The sequence below is a fragment of the Aminobacter sp. BA135 genome (assembly GCF_050859125.1).
Classification (GTDB): domain Bacteria; phylum Pseudomonadota; class Alphaproteobacteria; order Rhizobiales; family Rhizobiaceae; genus Aminobacter; species Aminobacter ciceronei.
In genome coordinates this window covers 95710-118702 of the sequence record NZ_CP139574.1, presented here as the reverse complement: position 1 = coordinate 118702, position 22993 = coordinate 95710, and the positions used below count along the sequence as shown (strand labels likewise).

At 60.5% G+C, this 22993-nt stretch carries 18 protein-coding genes and 2 pseudogenes; 9 read left to right on the top strand and 11 right to left on the bottom strand.

Features of this window, described 5'->3' with window-relative positions:
- The first annotated feature begins 209 nt into the window (after positions 1–209).
- Both SLT36_RS31135 and ligD read left to right on the top strand, forming a co-directional pair.
- On the top strand, positions 210–1091 hold the full coding sequence (locus SLT36_RS31135; RefSeq protein ID WP_432289577.1) for a Ku protein: 882 nt from the start codon (positions 210–212) through the stop codon (positions 1089–1091).
- 2 nt (positions 1092–1093) lie between these two features.
- Positions 1094–3691 (top strand): DNA ligase D, encoded by a 2598-nt coding sequence (gene ligD, locus SLT36_RS31130; protein WP_432289576.1) that lies wholly within the window; start codon positions 1094–1096, stop codon positions 3689–3691.
- On the opposite strand, the gene SLT36_RS31125 is transcribed toward ligD, so the two are convergent.
- Positions 3688–4491, bottom strand: coding sequence for a Ku protein (locus tag SLT36_RS31125; RefSeq protein WP_432289574.1), 804 nt, complete (start codon positions 4489–4491; stop codon positions 3688–3690). The genes ligD and SLT36_RS31125 overlap by 4 nt on opposite strands.
- Before the next feature lie 424 nt (positions 4492–4915).
- On the opposite strand from SLT36_RS31125, the pseudogene SLT36_RS31120 reads away from it, so the two are divergent.
- From SLT36_RS31120 to SLT36_RS31110, 3 genes and pseudogenes are all read left to right on the top strand, one after another.
- Positions 4916–5753, top strand: a pseudogene (locus tag SLT36_RS31120) (vitamin K epoxide reductase family protein); the annotation flags it as partial.
- A gap of 77 nt (positions 5754–5830) precedes the next feature.
- On the top strand, positions 5831–6067 hold the full coding sequence (locus SLT36_RS31115) for a hypothetical protein (protein ID WP_432289573.1): 237 nt from the start codon (positions 5831–5833) through the stop codon (positions 6065–6067).
- 509 nt (positions 6068–6576) lie between these two features.
- A complete protein-coding gene (locus SLT36_RS31110; protein ID WP_067969429.1) occupies positions 6577–8187 on the top strand; it encodes a BCCT family transporter in 1611 nt (536 codons plus the stop codon).
- Between the two features lie 463 nt (positions 8188–8650).
- Here SLT36_RS31110 and SLT36_RS31105 read toward each other — a convergent pair whose 3' ends face one another.
- Positions 8651–9052 carry a hypothetical protein gene (locus SLT36_RS31105; protein WP_286299201.1) on the bottom strand — a complete coding sequence of 134 codons (402 nt, stop codon included), beginning with the start codon at positions 9050–9052 and terminating at the stop codon, positions 8651–8653.
- 373 nt (positions 9053–9425) lie between these two features.
- Positions 9426–9911, bottom strand: a complete 486-nt coding sequence (locus SLT36_RS31100) for a hypothetical protein (protein ID WP_432289572.1) — start codon at positions 9909–9911, stop codon at positions 9426–9428.
- A 953-nt stretch (positions 9912–10864) separates the two neighbouring features.
- Here SLT36_RS31100 and SLT36_RS31095 point away from each other — a divergent pair.
- The 3 genes from SLT36_RS31095 (at position 10865) to SLT36_RS31085 (ending at position 14355) form a co-directional block, all read left to right on the top strand.
- The gene (locus SLT36_RS31095; protein ID WP_432289571.1) at positions 10865–12127 is read left to right on the top strand and encodes a hypothetical protein; all 1263 of its coding nucleotides are present in this window, start codon (positions 10865–10867) and stop codon (positions 12125–12127) included.
- A 77-nt stretch (positions 12128–12204) separates the two neighbouring features.
- Positions 12205–13098: a glycosyltransferase gene (locus SLT36_RS31090; RefSeq protein WP_432289570.1), complete on the top strand. Its 894-nt coding sequence runs from the start codon at positions 12205–12207 to the stop codon at positions 13096–13098.
- A 246-nt stretch (positions 13099–13344) separates the two neighbouring features.
- Entirely contained in the window at positions 13345–14355 is a 1011-nt protein-coding gene (locus SLT36_RS31085; RefSeq protein WP_432289568.1) for an HlyD family secretion protein, read from the top strand.
- An 8-nt stretch (positions 14356–14363) separates the two neighbouring features.
- On the opposite strand, the pseudogene SLT36_RS31080 reads toward SLT36_RS31085, so the two are convergent.
- The 3 genes and pseudogenes from SLT36_RS31080 to SLT36_RS31070 form a co-directional block, all read right to left on the bottom strand.
- A pseudogene (locus SLT36_RS31080) lies at positions 14364–14558 on the bottom strand (integrase core domain-containing protein); the annotation flags it as partial.
- 825 nt (positions 14559–15383) lie between these two features.
- Positions 15384–15869: a BA14K family protein gene (locus tag SLT36_RS31075; protein ID WP_432289567.1), complete on the bottom strand. Its 486-nt coding sequence runs from the start codon at positions 15867–15869 to the stop codon at positions 15384–15386.
- Positions 15870–16032: 163 nt separating this feature from the next.
- Positions 16033–16215 carry a MucR family transcriptional regulator gene (locus SLT36_RS31070; RefSeq protein ID WP_432289674.1) on the bottom strand — a complete coding sequence of 61 codons (183 nt, stop codon included), beginning with the start codon at positions 16213–16215 and terminating at the stop codon, positions 16033–16035.
- Positions 16216–17193: 978 nt separating this feature from the next.
- Here SLT36_RS31070 and SLT36_RS31065 point away from each other — a divergent pair.
- Positions 17194–17385, top strand: coding sequence for a hypothetical protein (locus SLT36_RS31065; RefSeq protein WP_432289565.1), 192 nt, complete (start codon positions 17194–17196; stop codon positions 17383–17385).
- Positions 17386–17388: 3 nt separating this feature from the next.
- Here SLT36_RS31065 and SLT36_RS31060 read toward each other — a convergent pair whose 3' ends face one another.
- The 5 genes from SLT36_RS31060 to coxB all read right to left on the bottom strand — a co-directional run bounded on the left by SLT36_RS31060 (position 17389) and on the right by coxB (position 22988).
- Positions 17389–17697 (bottom strand): hypothetical protein, encoded by a 309-nt coding sequence (locus SLT36_RS31060; RefSeq protein WP_432289563.1) that lies wholly within the window; start codon positions 17695–17697, stop codon positions 17389–17391.
- Positions 17698–18287: 590 nt separating this feature from the next.
- Positions 18288–19013: a cytochrome c oxidase assembly protein gene (locus SLT36_RS31055; protein WP_432289561.1), complete on the bottom strand. Its 726-nt coding sequence runs from the start codon at positions 19011–19013 to the stop codon at positions 18288–18290.
- Positions 19010–19393, bottom strand: a complete 384-nt coding sequence (locus SLT36_RS31050; protein ID WP_432289559.1) for a hypothetical protein — start codon at positions 19391–19393, stop codon at positions 19010–19012. Before SLT36_RS31050 ends, SLT36_RS31055 begins: the two co-directional genes overlap by 4 nt.
- Positions 19393–21900, bottom strand: coding sequence for a cytochrome c oxidase subunit I (gene ctaD / locus SLT36_RS31045; protein WP_432289557.1), 2508 nt, complete (start codon positions 21898–21900; stop codon positions 19393–19395). Before ctaD ends, SLT36_RS31050 begins: the two co-directional genes overlap by 1 nt.
- On the bottom strand, positions 21897–22988 hold the full coding sequence (coxB, locus tag SLT36_RS31040) for a cytochrome c oxidase subunit II (protein ID WP_432289556.1): 1092 nt from the start codon (positions 22986–22988) through the stop codon (positions 21897–21899). The genes ctaD and coxB overlap by 4 nt, the downstream gene beginning before the upstream one ends.
- Positions 22989–22993 lie beyond the last annotated feature (5 nt).

Below are 22993 nucleotides of genomic sequence, written 5' to 3'. Positions count from 1 at the left end.
CCCAAATGCAGGGATGGCGATCGGGTTCCTGATTTTCGCGGCGCGTTTTTGCAGCGCGGGATTCCGGCAGCGCGCGGACGCAGCACTTGGCCTCGCCTGACCCGCCTTCTACCTGCCGCCCCTCCGCGGCAGCGCCATCGGAACGATTTGCCGACGCAGCCGGAACAAACCGCCGCCGCAGCACGTTGCCCCGTCGAACGGAGGCACACATGGCACCGCGAGCCAACTGGAAGGGGACGCTGAAGGTCGGGGAACTGAGTTGTGCGGTCGCGCTTTACACCGCCGCCTCGACGTCGGAGCGCATCGCCTTCCACACCATCAACCGCGCCTCGGGCCATCGCGTCCGGCGCGAATTCGTCGACAGCGAGACCGGCAAGGCCGTCGACAGGGAAGAGCAGGTCAAGGGCTATGACGTCGGCAAGGACGACTATGTCCTGCTGTCGCCAGAGGAAGTGGCAGCTGCCGTGCCGGAAAGCGACAAGACGCTTTCGGTCACCGCCTTCATCGCCTGCGCCGATGTCGACGACGTCTATTTCGACCGTCCCTATTATCTCGCCCCGTCAGGCGACACAGCCGAGGAGGCCTTCGCGCTCATCCGCGAGGGCATGCGGAAAAAGAACGTCGTCGCCATCGCCCAGGCCGTGCTGTTCCGGCGAGTGCGCTCGCTGCTGATCCGGGCCTATGACGACGGGCTGGTCGCCACCACGCTCAATTTCGACTACCAGGTGCGCTCGGCAAAGGACGCCTTCAGCGAAATCCCCGCGATGAAGATCGAAGGCGAGATGCTGGACCTCGCCCAGCACATCATCAAGACCAAGAAGGGCAGTTTCGACGCGGCGACATTCGACGACCGCTACGAGGCGGCACTGGCCGACCTCGTCAAGGCAAAGCTGGAGGGCAAGAAGATCACCGCCCCGAAACAGCCGAAACGCGGGGATGTGATCGATCTGATGGCCGCGCTGCGTGAGAGCGCCGGCGTTGCCGGCAAAGCCACGAAGCAAAACAAGAGCGCCGGGCAAAAGAAGACCTCGCCGCAAAAGAGGGCGCGAAAACCTGCCAAGGCACAGCCGCCGCAGCGCAAGGCCGGATGATCATGGCGCTCGAAACCTATCGCAAAAAGCGGAATTTCGGCGCCACGCCCGAACCGAAGGGGCGGCAGGGGCGCCGCAGAGGCAACAGCTTCGTCGTCCAGAAACATGATGCCACACGCCTGCATTACGATTTCCGGCTGGAGATGGATGGTGTGCTGAAAAGCTGGGCGGTCACCAAGGGACCCAGCCTGTCGCCCGGCGACAAGCGGCTGGCGGTGCATGTCGAGGACCATCCGCTCGCCTATGGCGATTTCGAAGGAACGATCCCGAAAGGCGAATATGGCGGCGGCACCGTGATCGTCTGGGACCGCGGCAGTTGGACCCCGATCGGCGACGGCTCGAAGGGCTACGCCAAAGGGCAGCTCGATTTCGAACTCGACGGCGAGAAGCTGCACGGCCGCTGGCATCTGGTGCGCATGCGCGGAAAACCGCGCGAGAAACGGGAAAACTGGCTGCTGATCAAGGGCGACGATGAATTTGCCCGCGACAATGGCGAGGACGTGCTGGACGAGCTGCCGCTGTCGGTGAAGACGGGGCGGGACTTGGCGGAGGTCTCAGGCGAAGCTCCCGGCTGGTCGTCGAAGACCGGGCGCATCCGTGGCCCCAAGACCCTGCAGCACAAGGCAACAGCACGGAAGACTGGGGCACGGAAGACTGGGGCACAGAAGTCGGGGACGCGGATTTCGGGGGCGCCCGGCAAGGCCGCGCATGAGGCGCCGACCGCAGCACTTGCCGACATGCCGAAAGCCAGAAAGGCAGCCCTTCCTGCCTTCGTCGAGCCGGCTCTTGCAACCCTTGCGGCGTCGCCGCCGACAGGCGAGCGCTGGCTACACGAAATCAAGTTCGACGGTTACCGCCTGCAGGCGCGGCTTGAAGATGGCGATGTCGTCCTGTTGACGCGCAGCGGACTGGACTGGACGGCCAAATTCGGCAAGGCGGTCGTCGAGGCGCTCGCAGCGCTGCCCGTCACCACGGCACTCATCGACGGCGAACTGGTCGTCGAGACGGGCACGGGCGCGTCGGATTTCTCCGCCCTGCAGGCCGACCTGAGCGCGGGCCGGATGGATCGCTTCGTCTTCTATGCCTTCGACCTGCTCCATATCGAGGGATATGACGTCACCCAGGCACCTCTGGTAGAGCGCAAGGCACGGCTCGAGCAGCTTATTCCCGAGGGCGACGGCATTGTTCGCTACAGCGGCCACTTCAAGGAACCTGGCAGCTTGGTGCTGCGGCACGCCTGCCGCCTTAGCCTCGAGGGCGTGGTGTCGAAGCTGCGCGACGGGCCCTATCGCAGCGGGCGCGGCAAGTCCTGGATCAAGTCGAAATGCTCGGCCCGCCAGGAGTTCGTCGTCGCCGGTTTCGTGCCCTCCAGCGTGTCGCGCAGGGCGATCGGCTCGCTGATCCTCGGCGTGTTCGATGCCAAGGAGCTTCATCATGTCGGCCGCGTCGGGACCGGCTTCACCGAAGCCGTGGCAAGGCAGCTCTTTGACAGGCTAGTCGGCATGGAGATTTCGGATAGCCCCTTTGCCGACCGCCTGTCGGCCGCGGAAAGGCGCCAGGCACGCTTCGTTCGCCCCGAACTGGTGGCGGAAGTGGAGTTCAGGGCGTGGACCGCGGATGGCCACCTGCGCCACGCCTCGTTTCGAGGCCTGCGGGAAGACAAGCCGGCCACGGAAATCGTCCGCGAAATCAGAAAGTCCGGCGCAAAGCCTCCGCCGCCGCAACGCCGCACCGTCAAACTCACCCATCCCGACCGCCTCTACTGGCCCGATGAGGGCGTGACCAAGGAGGGGCTGGCGGACTATTACACCGATGTGTGGCGCCACATGGCACCGTTCGTCGTCGGCCGGCCGCTGGCGCTGCTGCGCTGCCCGAACGGCATAACAGGCGAAAAATTCTTCCAGAAGCATGCCTGGAAAGGGTTGAACCCGAACATCGGGCTGATCAAGGACCCCAAGGAAAAAACCGGGGCGCCGCTGATCAGCATCAACGACCTCGATGGCCTGCTCGGCCTGGTCCAATCGGCGACGCTGGAAATTCATCCCTGGGGCTCGACAGCAGCGGATTGGGAACATCCTGACATGATCGTCATGGATCTCGATCCGGGAGACGGCGTCTCTTGGCTGGCCGTCACCGAAGCGGCACAGGAGGTGCGGCAGCGGCTGGTCGACAAGGGGCTTGCCGCCTTCCTGAAAACATCGGGCGGCAAAGGCCTGCACGTCGTGGCGCCGCTCAAGCCGAAAGCCGACTGGCCCGAGGTCAAGGCCTTCACCAAGGCGCTCGCCGACGAGATGGCCTCCGACGATCCGGACCGCTACGTCTCGACGATCACCAAATCGAAGCGCCACGGCAAGATCCTCGTCGACTATCTGCGCAACCAGCGCGGCGCAACCGCCGTCGCCTGCTATTCGACCCGGGCCCGCCCAGGTGCTGCGGTGTCGGCGCCGCTGTCATGGGATGAGCTCGGCGCTGACATCGGACCGGCCCACTTCACCGTCGAGAACATGCCCAAGCGGCTCGAAGCCCTGGCCAGCGACCCCTGGGAGGATTTCCGCGCCGCCGCCGTTCCGCTTACAGCGAAACGCGGAAAGGCCGGCTAGTTCTTGGCGCGGCCTTCGGCCTTGATGCTGCGTTTCAGCGCATCCATGATGCTGACGACATTGCCCGACGAAGCGGCCGGCTCGGTCTTTTCCCTGGCCGGCCGACGGCGCCCCTTCTTCTTGGAGGCGATGATGTCGAGCAGCTTTTCCTGGACGGGGTCACGCACCATGTCGGGGTCCCACGGCTTTGTGCGGCTGTCGATCAGGCGGGTCACCAGGGTCATCAGATCCGGATCAGGCTTCGGCGCATCGATCCCGGTAAAATAGTCGCCGGCGTCCCTGACCTCGTCGCCATAACGCAATGTCCACACGACGATGCCCTTGCCGCGCGGCTCGAGCATCACGGCGCGCTCGCGCCGGTAGAGCACGAGGCGCGAGATGCCCACCATGCCGGCCGCCGCCATGGCGTCGCGGATCACCGAGAACGCTTCCTCGCCGACCTTGTCGTCCGGGATCAGATAATGCGGCTTGTCCAGCCAGATCCAGCCGATGCTGTCTGCGGCAACGAACTTCTCGATATCGATGGTCCGGGTACTTTCAAGGCCGACGGCCTCGAGTTCCTCGTCCTCGAGCAGCACATAGTCGTCCTCGCCCCTGGGATAGCCCTTGACCTCGTCGTCCTCGTCGACCGGCTTGCCGGTGACGGCATCGACATAGTGGCTGACGACGCGATTTCCGGTCTTTTCGTTGAGGGTGTGGAAGCGGACCTTTTCGGACTCGCTGGTTGCCGGCGTCATCGCCACCGGGCAGGTCACCAGCGACAGTTTCATGTAGCCCTTCCAGAATGCGCGCTGTGCCATCGGTGTCTTCCCGCGTGTCGAGTGCCAGATGTCGAGCAGGAGTAACGTCAGATACGGGCTTGCGTTCCTGGGCAGGTGTCAGGATGCAATCCCCCGGGATGAATGAGGAGAGATCATCAGCGATGGCGGTCAGGATTGCGGCGATGCGACCCAGCCGGTTCAACAAGTTCGTCGACCGCGTCTAGCAGGCGCAACTAGCCGCTCGAGTAAAAGCACCATCGCTCCAGGCGGCGAGGCTCGCAAATATGTCGACGGTGAGACTTGTCGATGTCACCGTCCTACTCAGCTTCTTGGTTGCGCTGTCGAGACAGACATCGGCAGTCCCGGTTCCGGTGCTGTCGGTCGGCGGACCCTCGCTCGCGGCCTTCAGATCGGCCTTGAACTTCATGCTCTCCGACAGGGACGGCACCGCCAGTAGCGTTCCATGGGCCACATAGACAGTCTGTGGGATCCGTTGTTCGGTTCCGGAGTCGCTGCCGCGGCCGGCGGCAGCGAAGCTGTCGTCACCTCCTGGCTATCCAAAGGTTTTCCCATCGCGGACGCCGGCCTCGGCGCCTTCGCCTATAGCCTGGACATTCTCGCCGGCGCGATCGCCACCGGCGCCGCTGGCGGACGATGCCTCAGGTGGTGTTCCTGTTCGGCCTGCTCGTCATCCTGCGTCTCTTTTGTCATCGTCCAGCCGCCGCTTATCGGGGCCCTTTGCACGCCGTGCATCATTCCAGGCCGCGATGAGGGTGATCCTCATCCCCTACTCAATCGAGGTGCTGGCGACTGTCCAATATCTGTGGCGGGCCAAGAAAGCGGGCGAGCCGTTCTGGCGGACTTTTTGGAGGGGCGGGCCGGCGCTTTCGGAGGATCCGACGCTGGATGCCGACCTCGATCGCCCGGCTTGGGAAGCCTTTAAGGATTTTGTCTTCGGCGGTGACCTTCCCCTGGTCACTTGGCGCAAGCATAGCGCTCGGCGTCCTGCTGATGGCGACGCCGCTCGTCCTTGGCGCCGAGCCGCGTACTTCAGCGATCATATCGTCGGCTGCCTCGTTATCCTCGTCGCAATCACCGCCATGGCCGAGATTGTGCGGGCCGTGCGCTTTCTCAATATAGCCCTTGGCGCGTGGATTGCGGCGGCACCGTGCGCGCTGGATGGAGGATCGGGCCTTGCAACGGCGGTGAACCTTGTAATCGGGCTCGCACTGATCGACCTGAGCCTGCCGCGAGGGGTCCGCAGCGATCAGCACTACGGCGGCTGGGATAGGGCGATCGTCCGACAGTCTTCGTGCACGGCGCAGGAACGGATCGCCGCCGCGGTCGTTGGTTTTCGATATCGAAAGGAGAAGGAACGATGGCCAGATGCGACCAGTGCGGCAACGATTACGACAAGGCCTTTGAGGTGATCATTGCGGAGGAAAGCTATACGTTCGACAGTTTCGAGTGCGCGATCCAGAAATTGGCTCCGACCTGCCCGCATTGCAATGTGCGCATCATCGGGCACGGTGTCGAACAGGGCGACGTGATCTACTGCTGCGCGCACTGCGCAGAGCAGGAACGGGCGGATGCACTGATCGACCGGGCCCGTTGAGCCACGCCACCAGAGCTTCCGAAAGCGCGGGCAGGCGTTTGACCGGTGGCGTGGCGCTGGCACTGCGGCGATCGTCTAACATCAGCTTGATCTTCGGCAGGGTTCCGTCAGCGCGACCGGCTGCGGTACCTCATGCAGCGTGACCTGTGGCAACACAGGCTTTCTACGCGGACGCGCAGGTGCAGGTGGTCGCCATGACAGCGACCTGTTCCTTGACACTGTCGGTGTTGGTTGGTCGACGGCACAACGGGCTCGGCCTTAGCCGCACCTATTCCTGGGCGAACGCCCAATGCGCGCTCAGTGCGTGGCCGGTGGGAGAAAGGCCCGCCGGGGCTTTCGCGGGTTGGGGCGTCAACTCGGGCCTCGCGTTGCTACGCGCCAGAGTCGCACATCAGGTCGCAATTGTTGCGACGATGTCGCAATCAGGACCATGACGCGAGGGCAACCGAGTCATCTTGCGCACGGCCCGATGGCCGACCGACGCATGACAAAATCTCAGGGAGGGAAGCATGTCGTCTATCAAAACCACCGCGACCGAGGATCATGGTCTGGAAGCCGGCCAGGACAACATTCGCGTTCTGGGCTTGGACATTCACAATCCGGTCTTCTTCGTTTCTGCGGTAATCATCGTCGGCTTCGTCATCTTCACCCTGATCTTCAGGAGTTCCGTCGGCCCGGCGCTCGGCAACTTGCGTGTATGGCTCACGTCCACCTTCGACTGGCTGTTCATCATAGCCGGCAATCTGTTCGTCCTGTTTTGCCTCGCCGTCGTCCTGTCGCCAATGGGTCGCGTGCGCATCGGAGGTGCCGACGCCGTGCCGGAATTCGGCTATGCCGGCTGGTTCTCAATGCTTTTTGCCGCCGGGATGGGCATAGGGCTGATGTTCTTCGGCGTGCTGGAACCGATGTATCACTTCAACAACCCGCCTCTGGGCATCGCCGGCCCGGTTGCCGACGGCGTGTTGAGTGCCGGCGCTGTCGAGGCCGCGCGCGAAGCCGCCATGGCCGCGACCATCTACCATTGGGGCCTGCATCCGTGGGCGATCTATGCGGTCTTGGGGCTGTCGTTGGCTTTGGCCGCCTATAACAAGGGCATGCCCCTGTCGGTGCGCTCCGCCTTCTATCCGATCTTCGGCGAGCGCGTTCGCGGCTGGATTGGCCATGTCATCGACATTATGGCCGTCTTCGCCACCCTGTTTGGATTGGCGACATCACTCGGCTTTGGGGCAGAACAGGCGTTGGCCGGCCTCAACTTCCTTTACGGCGTTCCGGTGACGGACACGATGAAAGTTCTGCTTATCGCCGGCATCACGGCAATTGCGCTGGGTTCGGTTGTCGCCGGCCTGGACGCGGGCGTCAAGCGCCTGTCCGAGATCAACATGGTCCTCGCTGTGCTGCTGGTGGCTTTCGTCTTCGCTCTTGGACCGACCGGGGAAATCGTCGCCGGCTTCTTCAGCAACACTTGGTCCTATGTCACCCATCTGCCTGCGCTGTCCAATCCCTTCGGGCGCACTGACGACGAGTTCCTCCATGGCTGGACCACCTTCTACTGGGCGTGGTGGATTTCCTGGTCGCCATTTGTCGGCATGTTCATCGCCCGTATATCGAGAGGCCGCACAGTGCGCGAATTCATCGTCTGCGTGCTGCTCATTCCGACGGTCGTATCGATCTTCTGGATGACAGCCTTTGGCGGCACGGCGCTTTCGCAATTCCTGAACGATGGTTATCAGGGCGTACAGGAGACCGTCGTGGCCTACACGCCTGAATTGTCGCTATTCCGGCTGCTGCAGCCCCTGCCATTGGCGGGGCTCACATCGCTGATCGGTATCGTGCTGGTGATCGTATTCTTCGTCACTTCCTCTGATTCAGGCTCGTTAGTCATCGACACGATCACAGCTGGCGGCAAGGTCGACGCGCCTGTAGCGCAACGCGTCTTCTGGGCCACTTTCGAAGGCCTGGTTGCCATTGCACTGCTGCTCGGCGGCGGGCTTGCCGCGCTTCAGGCGAGCGCCATCGCGACCGGCTTTCCCTTTGCCCTGCTGCTACTGCTCATGATGGTGGCGACCTGGAAGACGCTTCAGTCGGAAACCGCGCTGATAAATCGCGCCCGGACAAGGTGAGCGATGGTGTTTGTTCGCCGATCGGGCGAAGCGACCGGTCTCTTAGTGCTCTTATGTGGAGAAGGCGAAACCCTAAGCGACTTGGAAGCCGAGAATGCCGCGGCCGCTGAGAGGCTCACCTCGCACTGGAGCTAGAAACCGACCTTCCTTTGCCTTCTGGCCCAGGGCTGTCGTTGCGAGGGCTTGCGGACGCCGGCGTTATGCGCGAACTGCCGTGCAGCGGGCCGCGTCAGCAGGCCTTCACAACACGAGCAGCAGAGCGAAGGTCCGAAATGGAGGAGCGCACCGAAGGGCCGGAATTGGCGCAAGACGCTCGTTCGTGCTGGTCAGAACGGGCGACCGCTTACCCTGGTTATTCAAGCTAAGTCATTCCAGTGCTTCATGTGCCTCCTGGTAGCGAAATTCGGCCCGGCTCCAGACGTGCTGTCACGGCCCTTGCTAAGTGGCAGGAATGTCTTGGCCCTCAGGCGAAGAACGCCCGCATCCGTGGCCACCAACCGATTGCGGCGCGGACGCGTCGGGCAGCGCTGGCACCTCTGGTCGACTCGCCGAGATGACAGTGGCAGACTATGTTATGCAGCTGCCGGTCGGATAGTTCGAAGAAGCGCTTGGCCTCGCCGTAACTGTCGTCACTAAGCCCCGCTGCTCGGAAGACTGGATCCTCGAAAGCCACCGTGATGGGCGAACCCGATGCGCGCATGGTCTGTCGTTCGGCGTGCGGGAGAAACTCGGTGCCAGAAAGGGTGGTCAGACGTCGCTTCGGCTGGTCCTTAAGCAATCTGGCCCAGCGCTCGAGACGCTCGATGCGCGTCATAGGAACGACATCCGCCAAGGCTTGCAGTTGTTCGATGCTGTGATGCTTCATCGCTGCCTCCATTTTTTAGGCGTCGGCTATCTGGGCTAGCCTATAAAGCTGGCGCCTTGTTTGCGCAGAAACTTGGGCCTGCTGGGGACGCCCAGCAGGCCCCGCTCTCCAGAGCGCTATCGCTGAGGGGCATCACGCTCCGAGCATCATCAATTCGGAAACGATCTAATAGTTCCTTCGTGTTGAAAACGGAAAAAGGCTCGCAATCGTCGGCTCAGTATGCCCGTGAGCGTGGGTCCAATGTGCTGACTGTTGGAACGTGGGACGAACGCCAACGGGCCTCGAGATGCAAAGGTGGAACAGATGGAATTTTCTGCTCGAAATGGTGTCTTCGTGCAAGACAACCTGAGCAACGGTTCGTTCAAATCCCTGTTTACATAAAGACACCGTTCGCGCGTGAGAGGGTCAATACCATCGGCCTCGACCGTACCAACCGCCTCCTCCAATTAGCAATACGATCAGGATGATTATTAGAAGCGTCGTGATATCCATTGGAGTTCTCCAGCCACCATTGACTTACACAACGCTTGGCCCGTCCGCTTGTTCCGGCGCAGGCCTGTCGCAACCCGTCGTCGCTCAGCTTGGCGTGCCCGTTGGCCAAGCGATTGACCGTGGTGAACTGTTTGTTGCGCGCGCTCGTCGAACGCGCGCAAATACAGACGTAACCCTCGCTTTCCCAACGTGTGTCCCGCTGGCGCGCGAAGCCTGCTTTGCTGAGATTTCCGGCAGACGATTTGCCGGTGCGGCGATCCTGCTCGGTTTGCGTACTGGATTTTCTGGCCATCCCAGTCGGCATGCGCGTGATCACTTCACAGTGAGTTCCATTTGGGCCAAACCGTTGGAACAGCAAGGCGCGCATCGGGATCGGTCGTGATGGTGACCGCTCTAGCGGTCGGAACACGTCGCAGGTTCGCGGATTAAATAAGCAGAACCTCAGCTGTGATGGGAGCCGAATATGCCTATTCCTGGTCCTGACAGTCGCAGTCCCAATCCCGCGCCGGCGCGTCCGCATCCGCCGCCAATAGCCCCGGCAGTCGTGCCGCCAGGTGTTCCGCCACCCTCCCCCGGCCCCGCAGGCAGCGCAAAAACGCGGGTTGAACCGTGCGCCTTTGTGTGGCTGAAACGGATTGTGGTCATAGTGGCGTGTACAGTAGGAGCTGTTGCCTCGGCAACGGCGCAATCCTCAAATGGTGGCGAAGAATTGGTTCCGGCTGACCCCTGTCAGGCAAAGCCCGGGGATCACAGCGAAGATCCGACGGTCGACACGTCAAGAGAGGCTTTACCTTCTGAAAACACCTTGGAACACTGCAAGGGCGTTCTGACTCCGCCAAAGATCGGCGACCACGAGATCGAAGAGCCTCCACCAAACACCGGGACAACGCGCATCATTCGCCCTGGCGATATACCGGAACAGGCTCCGAATTGACGCGGCTGCCGGTCGCGAAGGCAACGCTATGGGAAGCGCTGGACATGGGAATTGAACCACAGAGACCAGCGCAAGAGTGAGCCGTCCCTTCAAGCAGTCGCATGCCCAGCGCGACCAGCTGATAATAGATCGAAATAGCTAGAGGCAGCGTAGCTCTTATACGCGATTGACCTGCATGATCTGAAGCTTAACTTTCGGTTAAAATTGCCGGAGTTCGCCGGGCGGTTAATTTATTCGTTGATTGTGCGGAGTCGCTTCGTGCTAAGTCGAAACTTCTCTTCAATCGAAAAGCTCAAGATTTCCGAGCGTAGTTTCAATACATTAAATACACTTCAGCCGCATATTGCGAGTCTATCTGGGAGCAGTTCGGCATACCCGCTCCGCGTGTGGCCTTGCTTCCTAAGGCGAGCACGCAATTCAGCAATCTTCGCAAGATTTTCGAAGTCGTCGACAGCGGCGATGCGGATGCCATTGTTCTGACGGACGAGCGACACGTTTTGGCACTCGATGACTTTCGAAGCGCCAGGAACCTTTGCTTGGTGCCGGTGGTCAATATGACCGGCCGATCCAGCCATGTCGCTGACGTCGATTTCGACGTCGCCGATCCGAAATCGATCATAAAAACGGCAGGCCTTATCAGCAAGTTCGCCGAAAGAAGAGCCCGCCTGTCACACAGATTTCTACTGGCAGATTCACCTGCTTCAAGAATGCTGGCGCACTTGTTTGTGTCGGGCGAAGCCCTCACGCCGGTTCGTGATCCAGAGTCCAAGTATTTTTTCGCCATGAAGGGATTTCTCGACACCAATTCGACCGTGCTGATCGCGGAGGCTCTTGCAAATCGAGGCTGGTTGGACAGGCATTTCGTCGACAGGCATCATCAATGTGACCCATGCGGCTCGCACCGACTTGTGGTGAGGGAAGAATGTCCAAACTGCCGGTCAGCCAACCTTGATGAAGCAGAGTTGATCCATCACTACACCTGCGCCCAACTTGGCCCGGAGGTCGACTTTCGCCGTGGCAATGCACTTATCTGCCCGAAATGCAGCAAGCAGTTGCGAAACTACGGAAAGGACTACGACAAGCCGGGAAGCGTGCAAATATGTGGCGAATGCCGCCACACGACGTCAGAGCCGGCAATCGGGTTTGTGTGCCAAGACTGCGGAGTGGGCATCGATGGCCAAAAGGTAACGACAGTCGATCTGTATTCCTATGCTTTGAGCGACTACGCCACCCATCAGCTCACCGACGGTACGCGGCAGGCACTGCATTCGCCACCACAACTCCGAGACTGCCCAGACGGATTGCAAAAGGAGTTGCGCTCCTTCACGAATGACCTGCCGGTGCTACACGATTGCGTCGTTGCAGAGTTGATCTATGAGGCCAAGGACGAAATCGTAAGTCGGCGCGGCGAAGCGACTTTTACCTCCCTCCGCCGATTGTTCGCCGAAAACTTGCAAGGCCATCTGGCGGGAATGGCCACCGTACATTCGTCGACCGAACGCGATTTCGTGCTCTTTTTCCATCTGACGCAATCCGACCGGGACACTGATGCACAGGTCATTCTCAACATGTGCGAGGCAGTTCTGTCAGACCATCTGCAGCCGAGGCTGCGCATCTTGTGGGGTGGTTCGGATGGGGCGATCGCGTGACTGACATCGAATTCGGCCTCTCGTTTCTATATTCATAGACCCTGTCGAGCGTCGTTGCGATCTTTTGGTACACGCTGATGTTCGATCTGCCGCGCTACGCCCTGCCCTTTGCTGCGCTGGCGCTGAGCCAAAGAAGAGAATCAGCGCAGTCCGATCCGATCGGACAACCCCATTGCATGCCCCTCAAGGTCAGTGTTGTTCTGATTGGCCATAACGAGGCGGATTCGATCCGGGCATGCGTCCGATCGCTTAGGGAGCAGTCGTTTTTCGACTTCGAGATCGTGATTGTCAGTGACGGATCCACCGATCGGATGAGCAAAGTTGCGCGTGAGATCGTCGGATCCGGTGACGCGACCTGTGTCCTTTCGACTGATGTCAGGGGCGGCAAGTCAAGCGGCGTGAACTTCGCCTGCGAAATCGCCAAAGGCGACATCATCATCAACGTCGATTGCGACTGCTCGTTCGATCGCTTTGCCATTGAAGCGCTGGTACGTGCTTTTGACGACCCTCTCGTCGGAGCGGCATGCGGTGACATCGCCCCGCGAAATGCCAGCGCAACGCTGATGACGCAGATCCAAGAAATTGAGTATTTGCAGTCCATCTCCGTGGGCAAACGCTTTGGCGGATCGATGGAGCAAATAACATGTTGCTCGGGGGCGTTCGGAGCATTTCGCCGCGAGGCGTTGGCTCAGGTTGGCGGGCTCGACGTTGGTGGCGGCGAAGATCTGGATGTTACCATTCGAATGCGCCAAGCCGGCTGGCGCATTGCCTTTGTTCCGGATGCGTTGTGCTACACCGATGTGCCGGAGTCGGTTTACGCCTACATTCGACAGCGTCTGCGGTGGGAGCGTGACGCTTTCTGGCTCAGGTTCAGAAAGCATCGTCGGCTGCTCAATCCCTTCGGGAGCAATTTCCGCTCTACCTTCTGTGGCTTGTCACCCATTTTGGGCCCGAAGCCATCCCGATCCTGATCGCCCTCCAATCGGCCTTGTTACTGTTCGACGCCGCAATGCTCGCCTTGGCAAACCGGATAACCCACCGCGCTGCCTTTGGACGAAACGTGCCGTTCCTGCCGGCCTATTCGCTGTTCATGTCGTATGTGATGCGATTTGTGCGATTGACCGCTTACGTCGACGAGTGCTTTGTTTCAGGCTCTCATCGCGACAACTATGTGCCGGCAAAAGTGCGTCTGCTTAGGCCGTGGTGACCACGCATCTATGCAACACATCCGCAAAAGAACGCTTATAGACAATATCGACAAGCAACAGAGATCGCACACCGGTCGTTTGGGTAGGGCGATTTACCTTATATTGCTGGCGAGTTTTTTCCTACTGATTGCGTACTACCTCGTCGGCTCACTGTTTATACTGTCGGCTGACGGAATCGTGCTCAATGACAAGCGCGTCGTTGCGGCCAGCTATCCCGCCACCATTGTCAAGGTTCTGGTCAGCGAAGGCGACGTCGTAGACAATGGCGCACTACTCGTCCAGCTCGAGTCCTTCGAGATGGTCAAGGAAATCGCCGACCTTTCTGTGCGCTCAAGTGAAATGGTAGTGAAAGAGACCGAGTTGCGAGGACAGTCGACAACAATATCCATTCTCCTGCCACTGGCGGAGCGCGCCTCGCGCGAAAGCGGCGAGACGGTAGCCAGGCTCGACCAGGTAGCCAGGCAGGGGCTAATCCCAATGCGGACACGCGATGACGCTGTGAGCACAAGCTTCCAGGCGACACAAAGGCTGGCTGAACTGACTGCCCAAGGCCTGGACAACCAAGCGCAACTTCGGATGGTTCAAGAGTCACGACAAGTCGCCGAGAACGCTGTCGCCAAGCTTAAGGAAATATATGATGACGGAAAAATCCAGGCCTTGACCGCTGGAGTGGTTGGTTCTCGCGTGCCTGTTCCCGGCCAGTTCGTCCGTCCTGGCGACGAACTTCTTCAGATTAATGGCGGGCGGTCTTACATTCTGGCGTACCTTCCAGATGAGTATCTATTCCCCGTCACCGAGGGATTGAAAGTCGACGTCAGCGCTGGAAGCGATCGCAGCGAAGGCACCGTCGAAAAAGTGCTCCAGATTGCTGACGCACTGCCTGCGGAGTTTCAAAACATGCTGCGACCAAGAGATCGCTCCCGGCTCATCCGCATTGCGCTGCCCAACGGGAGTCCATTTGCCGTTTCTCAGAAAGTCGTGGTGCGCGGCTGTGTTTTCGGATGGTGCTGGGTGAAATGAAAGTTGCCCTAGATGTCGTTTCCAAGAATGTTGTTCAGTCTACGGAATGGGCTGATGCCGCCGAGGGCTGAGTGTGGCCGTGCGAGATTGTAGTTGTCTGCCCACTGGTGAATGGCTTTGGTGCGTTCGTTCGATGAGGCGTATAGCCTGACATAGGCCCATTCGCGCAGCGAAGTCTGGATGAAGCGCTCCGCCTTGCCGTTGTGCGCCGTGCCGTCAGCTGCACGAGCCATTCGCCTAGTCCCGTGTCGCTCGGCGTAGCGGATGACCGCCATAGCGCCGACCACTAGAATCTGGTTTGGAGATGCTGCCGAGCTTCTCCGTACCGCTGCTCTCCAGGATCTGCGCCCTCACGACCATGAGCTGAGCTTCGAGCATCCCATGGCAGAGCCGTGCGTCGGGCGGCACCCTCGGATCGTTTTCGTCCTTGATAACGACGAGCAACTGCTCGATTCCACCCCGCCCGATCGGCGCCAGGTCATCATGGGGCATTATCCTAAACATCGTCGCCTTCATGATGGGCGGAGGCTTTAAACTGCCGTAAGGGCAGCAGAATCATGATAGCCTGACACCGTGTGACACACTCCCATCCCTAGCCCCGCTGGCTCCGGCAGGCGGGGTTTTTTCGCGTTCAAACGGTCACGATGCCAGAAACACCCGTTCGAATTCCGCGTCGGCCCGCTCGATCGTCAGAAACTTACGTTTCCCTTGACGATCGCGGTCCGTTCGAAACAAGTCCAGCCGTTCAAATGACACCGCTGCGACCATGTCCCATTTCACCCAGCCCACGTGCGCATCAAAGCGCGGGCAACGATTCGGCAAAATCGGGAGGGGAAATCGGCACTACGCTACCAATGCCATCCCTATGGCGCCTTGGAGACACGTGCTGCCGTCCGTCTCGCCGTCTTCTTCAAGCATCCGCACCGCTGCCGCGCCACCATGGCTGAAGCGGCCATTTATATGGTACCGCTGACCAAGCTACCCAACTCCCTGCAACCGCAAGCTTGCGGGGCTTTTCATAGTAAAGCTTAGCTATAAGGCGAATAGCACTGCCGACGCGGACCGTTGTAGGGCTGGAAGGTATTGTCGGAGGCCCTGTAAGACCGGTAGCGGTCATAGCACCACTGGACATGGGCGTCGTTTCTAGTGCGTTGGACATATGGCGGCTGAGCATAACGAGGTTGGTTCAGCGCTCCGCCAATGATAGCCCCCGCGATGAAGGCGCCAGCCGGGAACCAGAAGTCGTTGTATCGACGATAGCCTGGCCGGTAGTCCCGATAACCGCGGTGCCCATTGAGGTAAACCACGTTGCCACGCCGGATTATCCGATAGCGACGATCATCGCGATTCATGCGTCGTTGCCAGTAGCCATCATACTGAACCTGTTGGAACGCAGCCTCTGCCGACGGTGCTTTCAGTGAATAAGCAGGTACGGCAACGGCCGGAATAACGGACGCTACCGCAAAGCATGTGGCGATTGCCGTTGCCATCAGCCGGGAAAGGATCGTGCTCATGATCAACTCCTCATGACGTTACCCAATTTTTGCAACGTCCGCGCCGGTGCAATGGTTCCGGTGAAGCCGTACGAGGCCCTACGGCGTGGTAAACCACGCCCATGTGACAGGCCATTTGCAGGCACCTGTCAGCGCTGACTGTCTCTGCGCCATTGCCGCCAAGTCACTTTGCGTGGTACTGCGCGGGGAGCCCCATCAGCCCCAGATGCCGTTTCAGCGTCCGATACTGCTTTGCGTCTTCCACGCCGATAATGTAATCGCGAGTAACCGCTATTTTGATGGGCACCGGTGGGGTCAACGTTCGGCGGCAGCGGCGACAGGTGCCCCAGTTTGGTAAAGCTGGCATAGATGTCTGCAATCAAGCCCGGCACATCGGCTGCAGGAACCGGGTTGTGGAACATAAGCTGCGACAAGATCGGAAGTCAGCTCGACAATCTGGCCGCCCGGCTTTGGCAATATTTCGGTCGACATATTTCTCCAATAGTCACGCAAGCGGTATCTAGTTTATCCAACGGCTATCATTGCAATAGCCATGGCGAGTACGCCATCGCGAGATTGGCGATCGACCTCCGAAACGTCAGACGATCCGGGAGGTTTGTCCGAAAGAATTTATGCGAGTATCGCCGATCTAAGGTTCAACCGTTGATGACTCGACTGAGATGCGCGGGTTTGTCAAAAATTCTCCATTCAGCGTTCGACAGTCATACCGGAGGTAAGCATGCCTTTAGGTGGTACCTGTTTTGGGCCCGGCGACCTGGATTTCATGGCACGTATCCTTAGGGAGACCCTGCCGCCTTCAGCCACTGACATAGATAAGGAATTGCAGACAGCATCATTGATCTGTCTATATGGATCGGGCATCACAGATAGAGATCGATTGATCCACATTCTGAAGGAAGGCAGCCACAAACGACCCCGCCAAGGTTGGCGGAAGGCGACCGATCGCGCATACCCTCTATCTAGGGCATCCTCGGCCTGAACGAAGAAGAGAGCGCCCGCGCCAGAAGGGGTGCTGTTAGCGCAGGCGCAAGGCTCTCTCGGTTGCCTGGTGGGACGATGGCAAGGGGGCGAGCTTAAGGGCGATTCTACTCCCCGCTGACGCTGCGTCAAGCTTGGGCCGGCAGGCTTCGCAGTCTGGCGGAACCATTCCCACATTGCCGAATTTATGATGCCGGAGCGACCCGACAACCCCGCCGTCACTCGCTCCTGAGCAGCGGACCTGCCGCTTCTTTTCCAACCGGAAGCGGTGGGCCATCCCTAGTATGACGGAAAGGTGATGGAACCATGTTGCTCGCTGGCGCTTGGCTGCCCAGGAGAACGGGCAATGCCAGACGACCATCATATTGAAGAGATCATTGAAGAGATCGAAGCCATCCGCGGGGAACTACGGGCTGTGAGAAAACGCATCGCCGCTTCAGCCTCCAAGGTCCTTCTGGAGGAGGCTGACTCGCTGCTGTCGGTATCAGAAGACCTTATGAACAAGGTCTTCCAATCACTCCGACGCAAAACACTGTAGCCGTCATGGCTTGCCTTGTTCCGGCATCCTTGTGGCGGCGGGTTTATCCCTTACCAAGAGCTCGCTCAGCGTCGTGGCTGCTCTTTTTAGCAAGTTGCGAGTTTCCAGGTCAGGCAAGGAATCGGGATGGTCGGCCACATCCAGCAATTCGAGAACGAGATCCACACCCTTCTGATGTAATTCGGGCACTTCAAACTCCTCCTCCAACGCCAAGACGCGCGTAACCTTAACTGGGCGTGGAACGACATTCAACGGCGCGCGTTCATGTGGCGAGGCGCGTTCCGACCGCGGCGCCGCGGGGGTCTGTCGCATCGCATCTCCGGCAACGCTATGGATGGGGTGGAATAGGGGGTTTTTAGCGTTGGACGCAACCTTGAGAGAGCACGCACTTCAATTTTGATAATGACCGGAAGGGTCGTAAGGGTCGCCGGTGGCTGGCAAGCCGGTCGCGCGGTGCGGCTCGCTGGAGTTGCCGCGATTGTTTCGCGAATACGGGCGGTAGAGGTGGCTCCCAGAGATTAGATTCAGGACTACATCAACAGCGGAACGGTGGTGGCAGTGTACTGCACAATCCGGCGTGCGACCACCATGGGACGCTCGATCCGATCGCGCTTCGACAAGCTCGGCCCCGAGGGGTCGTACCCGCCGTGCTGCGCCACTATCGCGATCATTGCGTCGGTGGCGATGCCGACGGCGCAAGATGCCGATCGTTCCGGATAGAGGTGTAGTCTTTTCACATATGGGCATACTGCGGGAAACTATCGTTGAGCCCACCGATGCAACACGATCCATGCGGGTCGATGGCAGGCAAGCCTTAACCTGTGCGCCGGTCAGGATCTTCGAGCCCGCGGTTGAGCTGGGGGACGGGGGCCACGGGGGCCAACTGAGCCTCGGCGAACGGTTCAGTTCGCGCGGTCGGGCCTAGTCGCCTGCCGAGGGGCTCCGGCGCCTACCGAGCCAGGGGATTGCCTGTTCAAGCTTGTAGTCGATGACATGGCGGTCGGCGGAAATTCTCTCGCGTTGGGACTTGGCTTGACGAGGTGAGCCATGAGGAAAAGGCCGCCGGCGAGATAGACGACCGCGCCGATCATAAGCATGACGACGCCGCCGATCTGCTGATCCTGGCCGGCATCCAGCACGATGCCGAAGCAGGTGACCTCGCCGCTGCCATAGAGCGGTCGTGGACTGAGCCCCAAAAGTGCGCCGAGCAGGGTCATGTGGATGGAAGTGAGCAGGAGGGCTGATGTGCCCACCGCCACGTGGCGTGGTTCCGTTGGTGCTGCGAAACTTGTCGACCACAGCAGCAAGCCGACGGCGAGAAAGATGAGTTGTTCCGTTGCAGTAACGACGGGCGAGGTTTCCGCTGCGCCGCGCAGAACAGGGGCGTGCCATCCCCAGACGGCGACGAGCTCCAGGAGCGAGGCGACGATCGGCAAGGCGAGAGGCATCGAATGTCTTGGGCGCCAGTTTTGAGGCAAGCCCAGTGCGATCAAAGGCGCGGCAATGGCGATCACACCCATATGAGCTAGCATGTGCGCGGCGAAGGAGCCGCGCCAGGGCCCGAGTAAGGGCCCGAGCCAGATCAGCGCTAGCATTGCCACGCCGCTTGTGAGCGCCAGCCCTCTCATCGCAGACACTCCGTCAGGAACACGGCCGGAAGCGCGGTAAAGATTACGGCCACGAAGCTCAGGCCGGACAGCAGCAGGGTTGCGTAACCTTGGAAGAGAAGACGGTCGCGACGGGTGGGGTCGTCGTGCGGCGGATCGCCGGTGCCGAACCCCCATTGGCGCCAGGCGAGCAGCGCCGCGACGACGATTATCGCGAGAGACAACAGGGTGATGCCGGCGATAAGGGTGCGAAGATCGAAAAAATCGTTGCCCAAAAGACGGGGCTTTGCGCAGAAGATCGCCGTCGAGACGTAGCAAGCCAGAAAGTGCAGCGCCCACACGACGGGGGCAGTGAAAAGCGTCCACAGCGACTCGATTTCCGGAGGCAAGAGGTGGCGCATCACCGCGCCTCCGGAAACAGGCCGACGACGGCGAAGGTCACCAGCGCGGTCACCAGCATGAAGTGCCAGTAGAGGGCTACGTTGTGCAATTCCATGTCATGCCGGTCGGTGAGCCGCCCGGCCAGGCTGCGTGCCAGGCAATAGAGCTGCATGATGCCGCCCGCCGCACCGTGTAACGCCGCCCAGATGACGAGTGTCCAGACGATTGCCGGGTATACGTGGGCGGTGGGGTTCATGCCGGTGGTGAATGGTCCGGCGAGAGCTGCGGTGCAGCCGGCGATGGACGTCAGCGCACCGCAGCCGAGAAGGATCCGCGCCATTGCCAGTTTGCGGCGCCGGTTCACCTCGCGTGCGCCGAGCGCTGCTGCCCAGGAAAGCGCAAACAGCGCCAAGGCCACCATCGGCCAGAACATGCCGGGGCCGGCGATGCCGCTGGTGAAGTCCTCATGGACGGTCCAGAAGAAAAAGTATCCGAAGGTGAGGCTGGCGAAAGCCGTTCCGTCACCGGTCATGGTGATGAACATCGCCCACCAACCCACGGATTTCACGCCGGATGCATAGAGCGGCAGGGAAATGCCGTGCCCGATGTCTTTTTCATCTTTTTCCGGGATGTCCCCCGTTCCGATCCACAACCACCACAAGATGGCCGCCATAAAGGCGAGGCCTGAGATCAGGGAGACGATCCACCATTTGAACGTCAGGGCAACGAACACGGTGCCGAGCGCCAAAGCGCTGATGATCGTGACATAGGATGTCCCGCCGACCCGCAGAACCTGTTCGGGCTCGGCGTCTAGGACGGATGTGACCAGCGTTTCGCGCCGGCCTTCTTTGGCGTCGGGCAAATACCAATCTCCGGCATTTACCTGCCTGGCCAGAGACTCCTGGTCCCAGAGCGGATAGCGGCTCTCGATGCGGGGAATGGAGCGGACGCCCCAATTCTCTTCCGGCTCGCTGACCCATTCCAGCGTGCCGGCGTTCCACGGGTTTACCTCGCCGCGCGGCTTCCCACGGCGATGCAGGGTAACGTCCATCACCACGGCGAACATGCCGATGCCAAGCACCACGGCGCCCATCGTAGAGATCAGGTTCAGCCAGTCCCAGCCAATATCGGCGGGATAGGTGTAGACGCGACGCGGCATGCCGCGCAAGCCGGTGAGATGCATCGGGAAGAAGGTGATGTTGAAACCGGCGAACATCAGCCAGAATGCAAACCGGCCGACACGATCTGACATGTGTCTCCCGCCGATTAGCGGGTAATAGTAATAGAGCCCGGCGAAAACAGGGAACAGCATCCCCCCTATCAGGACATAGTGGAGATGCGCGACGACAAAATAGGTGTCGTGCGCCTGCCAGTCGAAGGGCACAAGTGCGACCATGACACCGGTAAGCCCACCCATGACGAAGATGGCGATGCCGCCCATGGCAAACAGCATCGGCGTCGAGAAGATGACCCGGCCGGCCAGCATGGTGGCGATGAATACGAATATCTGGACCGCCGTCGGAATCGCCACGGCCTCCGAGGCTGCCGAAAAGAAAGCCAGCGAGATCTGCGGCAAGCCCGTCGCAAACATATGGTGGACCCAAAGGCCGAAGGACAGGAAGCCGGTGCCGACCGCCGCCAGCACGATCCAGGAATAGCCGACGATCGGTCGCCTTGCGAAGGTGGGCACGATCATCGCGAGCAAGGCGATTGCCGGCAGGAAGATGATGTAGACTTCGGGGTGACCGAATATCCAGAACAGGTGTTGCCACAGAAGCGGGTCGCCACCGCGCGCCGGGTCGAAGAACGGCCAGTCGAACATGCGCTGCAGTTCAAACAGAAGATCCCCGGCGATGAGCGGCGGGAAAGCGAACAGGATCATTCCTGCGACGATGAGCAGATACCAGGCAAAGAGCGGCATCAGGTTTACCCGCATTCCCGGTGCCCGGCATTTCATGATGCCGACGATCAGTTCCACCGCCGCGGCAAGCGACGCCACCTCGATGAAGGACAGACCGAGCAGCCAGATGTCGGCGCCGATGCCGGCCTGTTCGCTGGTCGCCAGCGGCGGATACATGAACCAGCCGGAATTGGGCGCCGCACCGAAGAAAATCGACCCACATACGAAGACGCCGCCGATCAGGAAGCTCCAGAAGCCGAAGGCGCCAAGACGAGGAAACGGCAGTTCGCGGGCACCCAGCATGGGCGGCAGCAGGAATATCGCCACAGCTTCGAAGATCGGCACGGCGAATAGAAACATCATCACCGTGCCGTGGAGCGTGTAGACCTGGTTGTAGGTCTCTGCGGACAACAGGTCGTTTTGCGGCACGGCGAGTTGGGCGCGGATGAGCAGGCCGAGCAGGCCCGCAAACAGCATGAATGCGAACGCCGTGGCACCATACCAGAGGCCGACCTGCGCATTGTTGACCGAGGTCCAGTAGCGCCACCCCTTTGGCTTTGCCCAAACGGCACGCAGTTGCGCTTCCTCGGTGGCCCTGTCGCGTCTGGGCTCCAGCTGCGCGCTCATTGCAGCCCCTTGAGCCAGGTTGCGATCTCGGTCAGTTCAGCGGCGGAGAGATGCGAGTTGGCGGGCATATGAGCGCCCGATTTGACTGCACTCGCATCAGCAATAAAGCTCGCAAGGGCTTCTGAACCGCTGGCGAGCTGGCCTGCGCCGACGGTCAGGCGGGAACCGACATGGGAGAGGTCCGGCCCTGCTGTCGCCTGCCACGGCGTCCCTGCGATACGATGGCAGGAGCCACAACGTTCGCGTTCGAACAGTGCGCGTCCCATGCCTGGCGCCTCCACGCCGCTCGAGGGCCGACTGCGCGCATTCAGCCAAGCGTCGAACGCTGCGCCTTCCATCACAATCGCCGGAAAGGCCATCAAAGCGTGTGAGGTGCCGCAGAATTCGGCGCATTGGCCACGATAGGTCCCGACTTTGGTAGGCTTCAGGGACAGGCGGTTTTGTCGGCCCGGGATCAGGTCCATCTTGCCGCCAAGGGCCGGGATCCAGAAGGAATGGATCATGTCGGTGCTGGTCAGGGCGAATTCGACCCGCTCGCCTACAGGCAATCGTATCTCGTTTGCCGAGACCACACTGACGCCATTTGGGCGCTGGTAGACGACGTGCCACCAGAACTGCCTGCCGGTTACCTCGATACGCAAGGTGGCGTCGTCGCTTCCCGCAATAGGACGCAGCGACGGCATGAGCCAGAGTGCGTATGCCAAAAGGGCTGCCAACACGGTTACCGGTAGCATCGCGCCGCCCCAGAAGATCACCCGTGCCGCCCTGTCTTCCGGCAACGGTTCGCGCTTCCATCGAGACGCGTAGAGAGAAAGCGCGACCACGAAGGTCCAGATCTGCAGGCCGCCCGCGATCATGACCCAGAAAAGGCGCGCGACCTGTCCTGATTCTTCGCCCGCCGGATCGAGTGCCGACTGCACACCGCTGCAGGCTGAAAGAACGGGCGTCAGCGCCGCAATCAGCAGCAGTCCAGCGGATCTTTGCCGAGCCGATCCCGTTTTTGCAGGTATTCGGAACGCCCTCTCCGTTTCCATTGTGACGAAACATCGCGATGATGAGAAAGTTCCGAAGCGCTGGGCCAGCGTCATCGGAG

What these genes read in the sequence shown, in the direction of transcription:
- SLT36_RS31060 (WP_432289563.1), bottom strand. Translation starts at nt 17,697, where the DNA reads ATGCGACAGACCCCCGCGGCGCCGCGGTCGGAACGCGCCTCGCCACAT.
- SLT36_RS31105 (WP_286299201.1), bottom strand. Translation starts at nt 9,052, where the DNA reads ATGAAGCATCACAGCATCGAACAACTGCAAGCCTTGGCGGATGTCGTT.
- SLT36_RS31075 (WP_432289567.1), bottom strand. Translation starts at nt 15,869, where the DNA reads ATGAGCACGATCCTTTCCCGGCTGATGGCAACGGCAATCGCCACATGC.
- ctaD (WP_432289557.1), bottom strand. Translation starts at nt 21,900, where the DNA reads ATGAGCGCGCAGCTGGAGCCCAGACGCGACAGGGCCACCGAGGAAGCG.
- ligD (WP_432289576.1), top strand. Translation starts at nt 1,094, where the DNA reads ATGGCGCTCGAAACCTATCGCAAAAAGCGGAATTTCGGCGCCACGCCC.
- SLT36_RS31100 (WP_432289572.1), bottom strand. Translation starts at nt 9,911, where the DNA reads ATGCGCGCCTTGCTGTTCCAACGGTTTGGCCCAAATGGAACTCACTGT.
- SLT36_RS31050 (WP_432289559.1), bottom strand. Translation starts at nt 19,393, where the DNA reads ATGCGCCACCTCTTGCCTCCGGAAATCGAGTCGCTGTGGACGCTTTTC.
- SLT36_RS31090 (WP_432289570.1), top strand. Translation starts at nt 12,205, where the DNA reads ATGTTCGATCTGCCGCGCTACGCCCTGCCCTTTGCTGCGCTGGCGCTG.
- coxB (WP_432289556.1), bottom strand. Translation starts at nt 22,988, where the DNA reads ATGACGCTGGCCCAGCGCTTCGGAACTTTCTCATCATCGCGATGTTTC.
- SLT36_RS31085 (WP_432289568.1), top strand. Translation starts at nt 13,345, where the DNA reads ATGCAACACATCCGCAAAAGAACGCTTATAGACAATATCGACAAGCAA.
- SLT36_RS31065 (WP_432289565.1), top strand. Translation starts at nt 17,194, where the DNA reads ATGCCAGACGACCATCATATTGAAGAGATCATTGAAGAGATCGAAGCC.
- SLT36_RS31125 (WP_432289574.1), bottom strand. Translation starts at nt 4,491, where the DNA reads ATGGCACAGCGCGCATTCTGGAAGGGCTACATGAAACTGTCGCTGGTG.
- SLT36_RS31070 (WP_432289674.1), bottom strand. Translation starts at nt 16,215, where the DNA reads ATGCCAGCTTTACCAAACTGGGGCACCTGTCGCCGCTGCCGCCGAACG.
- SLT36_RS31115 (WP_432289573.1), top strand. Translation starts at nt 5,831, where the DNA reads ATGGCCAGATGCGACCAGTGCGGCAACGATTACGACAAGGCCTTTGAG.
- SLT36_RS31055 (WP_432289561.1), bottom strand. Translation starts at nt 19,013, where the DNA reads ATGAGAGGGCTGGCGCTCACAAGCGGCGTGGCAATGCTAGCGCTGATC.
- SLT36_RS31135 (WP_432289577.1), top strand. Translation starts at nt 210, where the DNA reads ATGGCACCGCGAGCCAACTGGAAGGGGACGCTGAAGGTCGGGGAACTG.
- SLT36_RS31110 (WP_067969429.1), top strand. Translation starts at nt 6,577, where the DNA reads ATGTCGTCTATCAAAACCACCGCGACCGAGGATCATGGTCTGGAAGCC.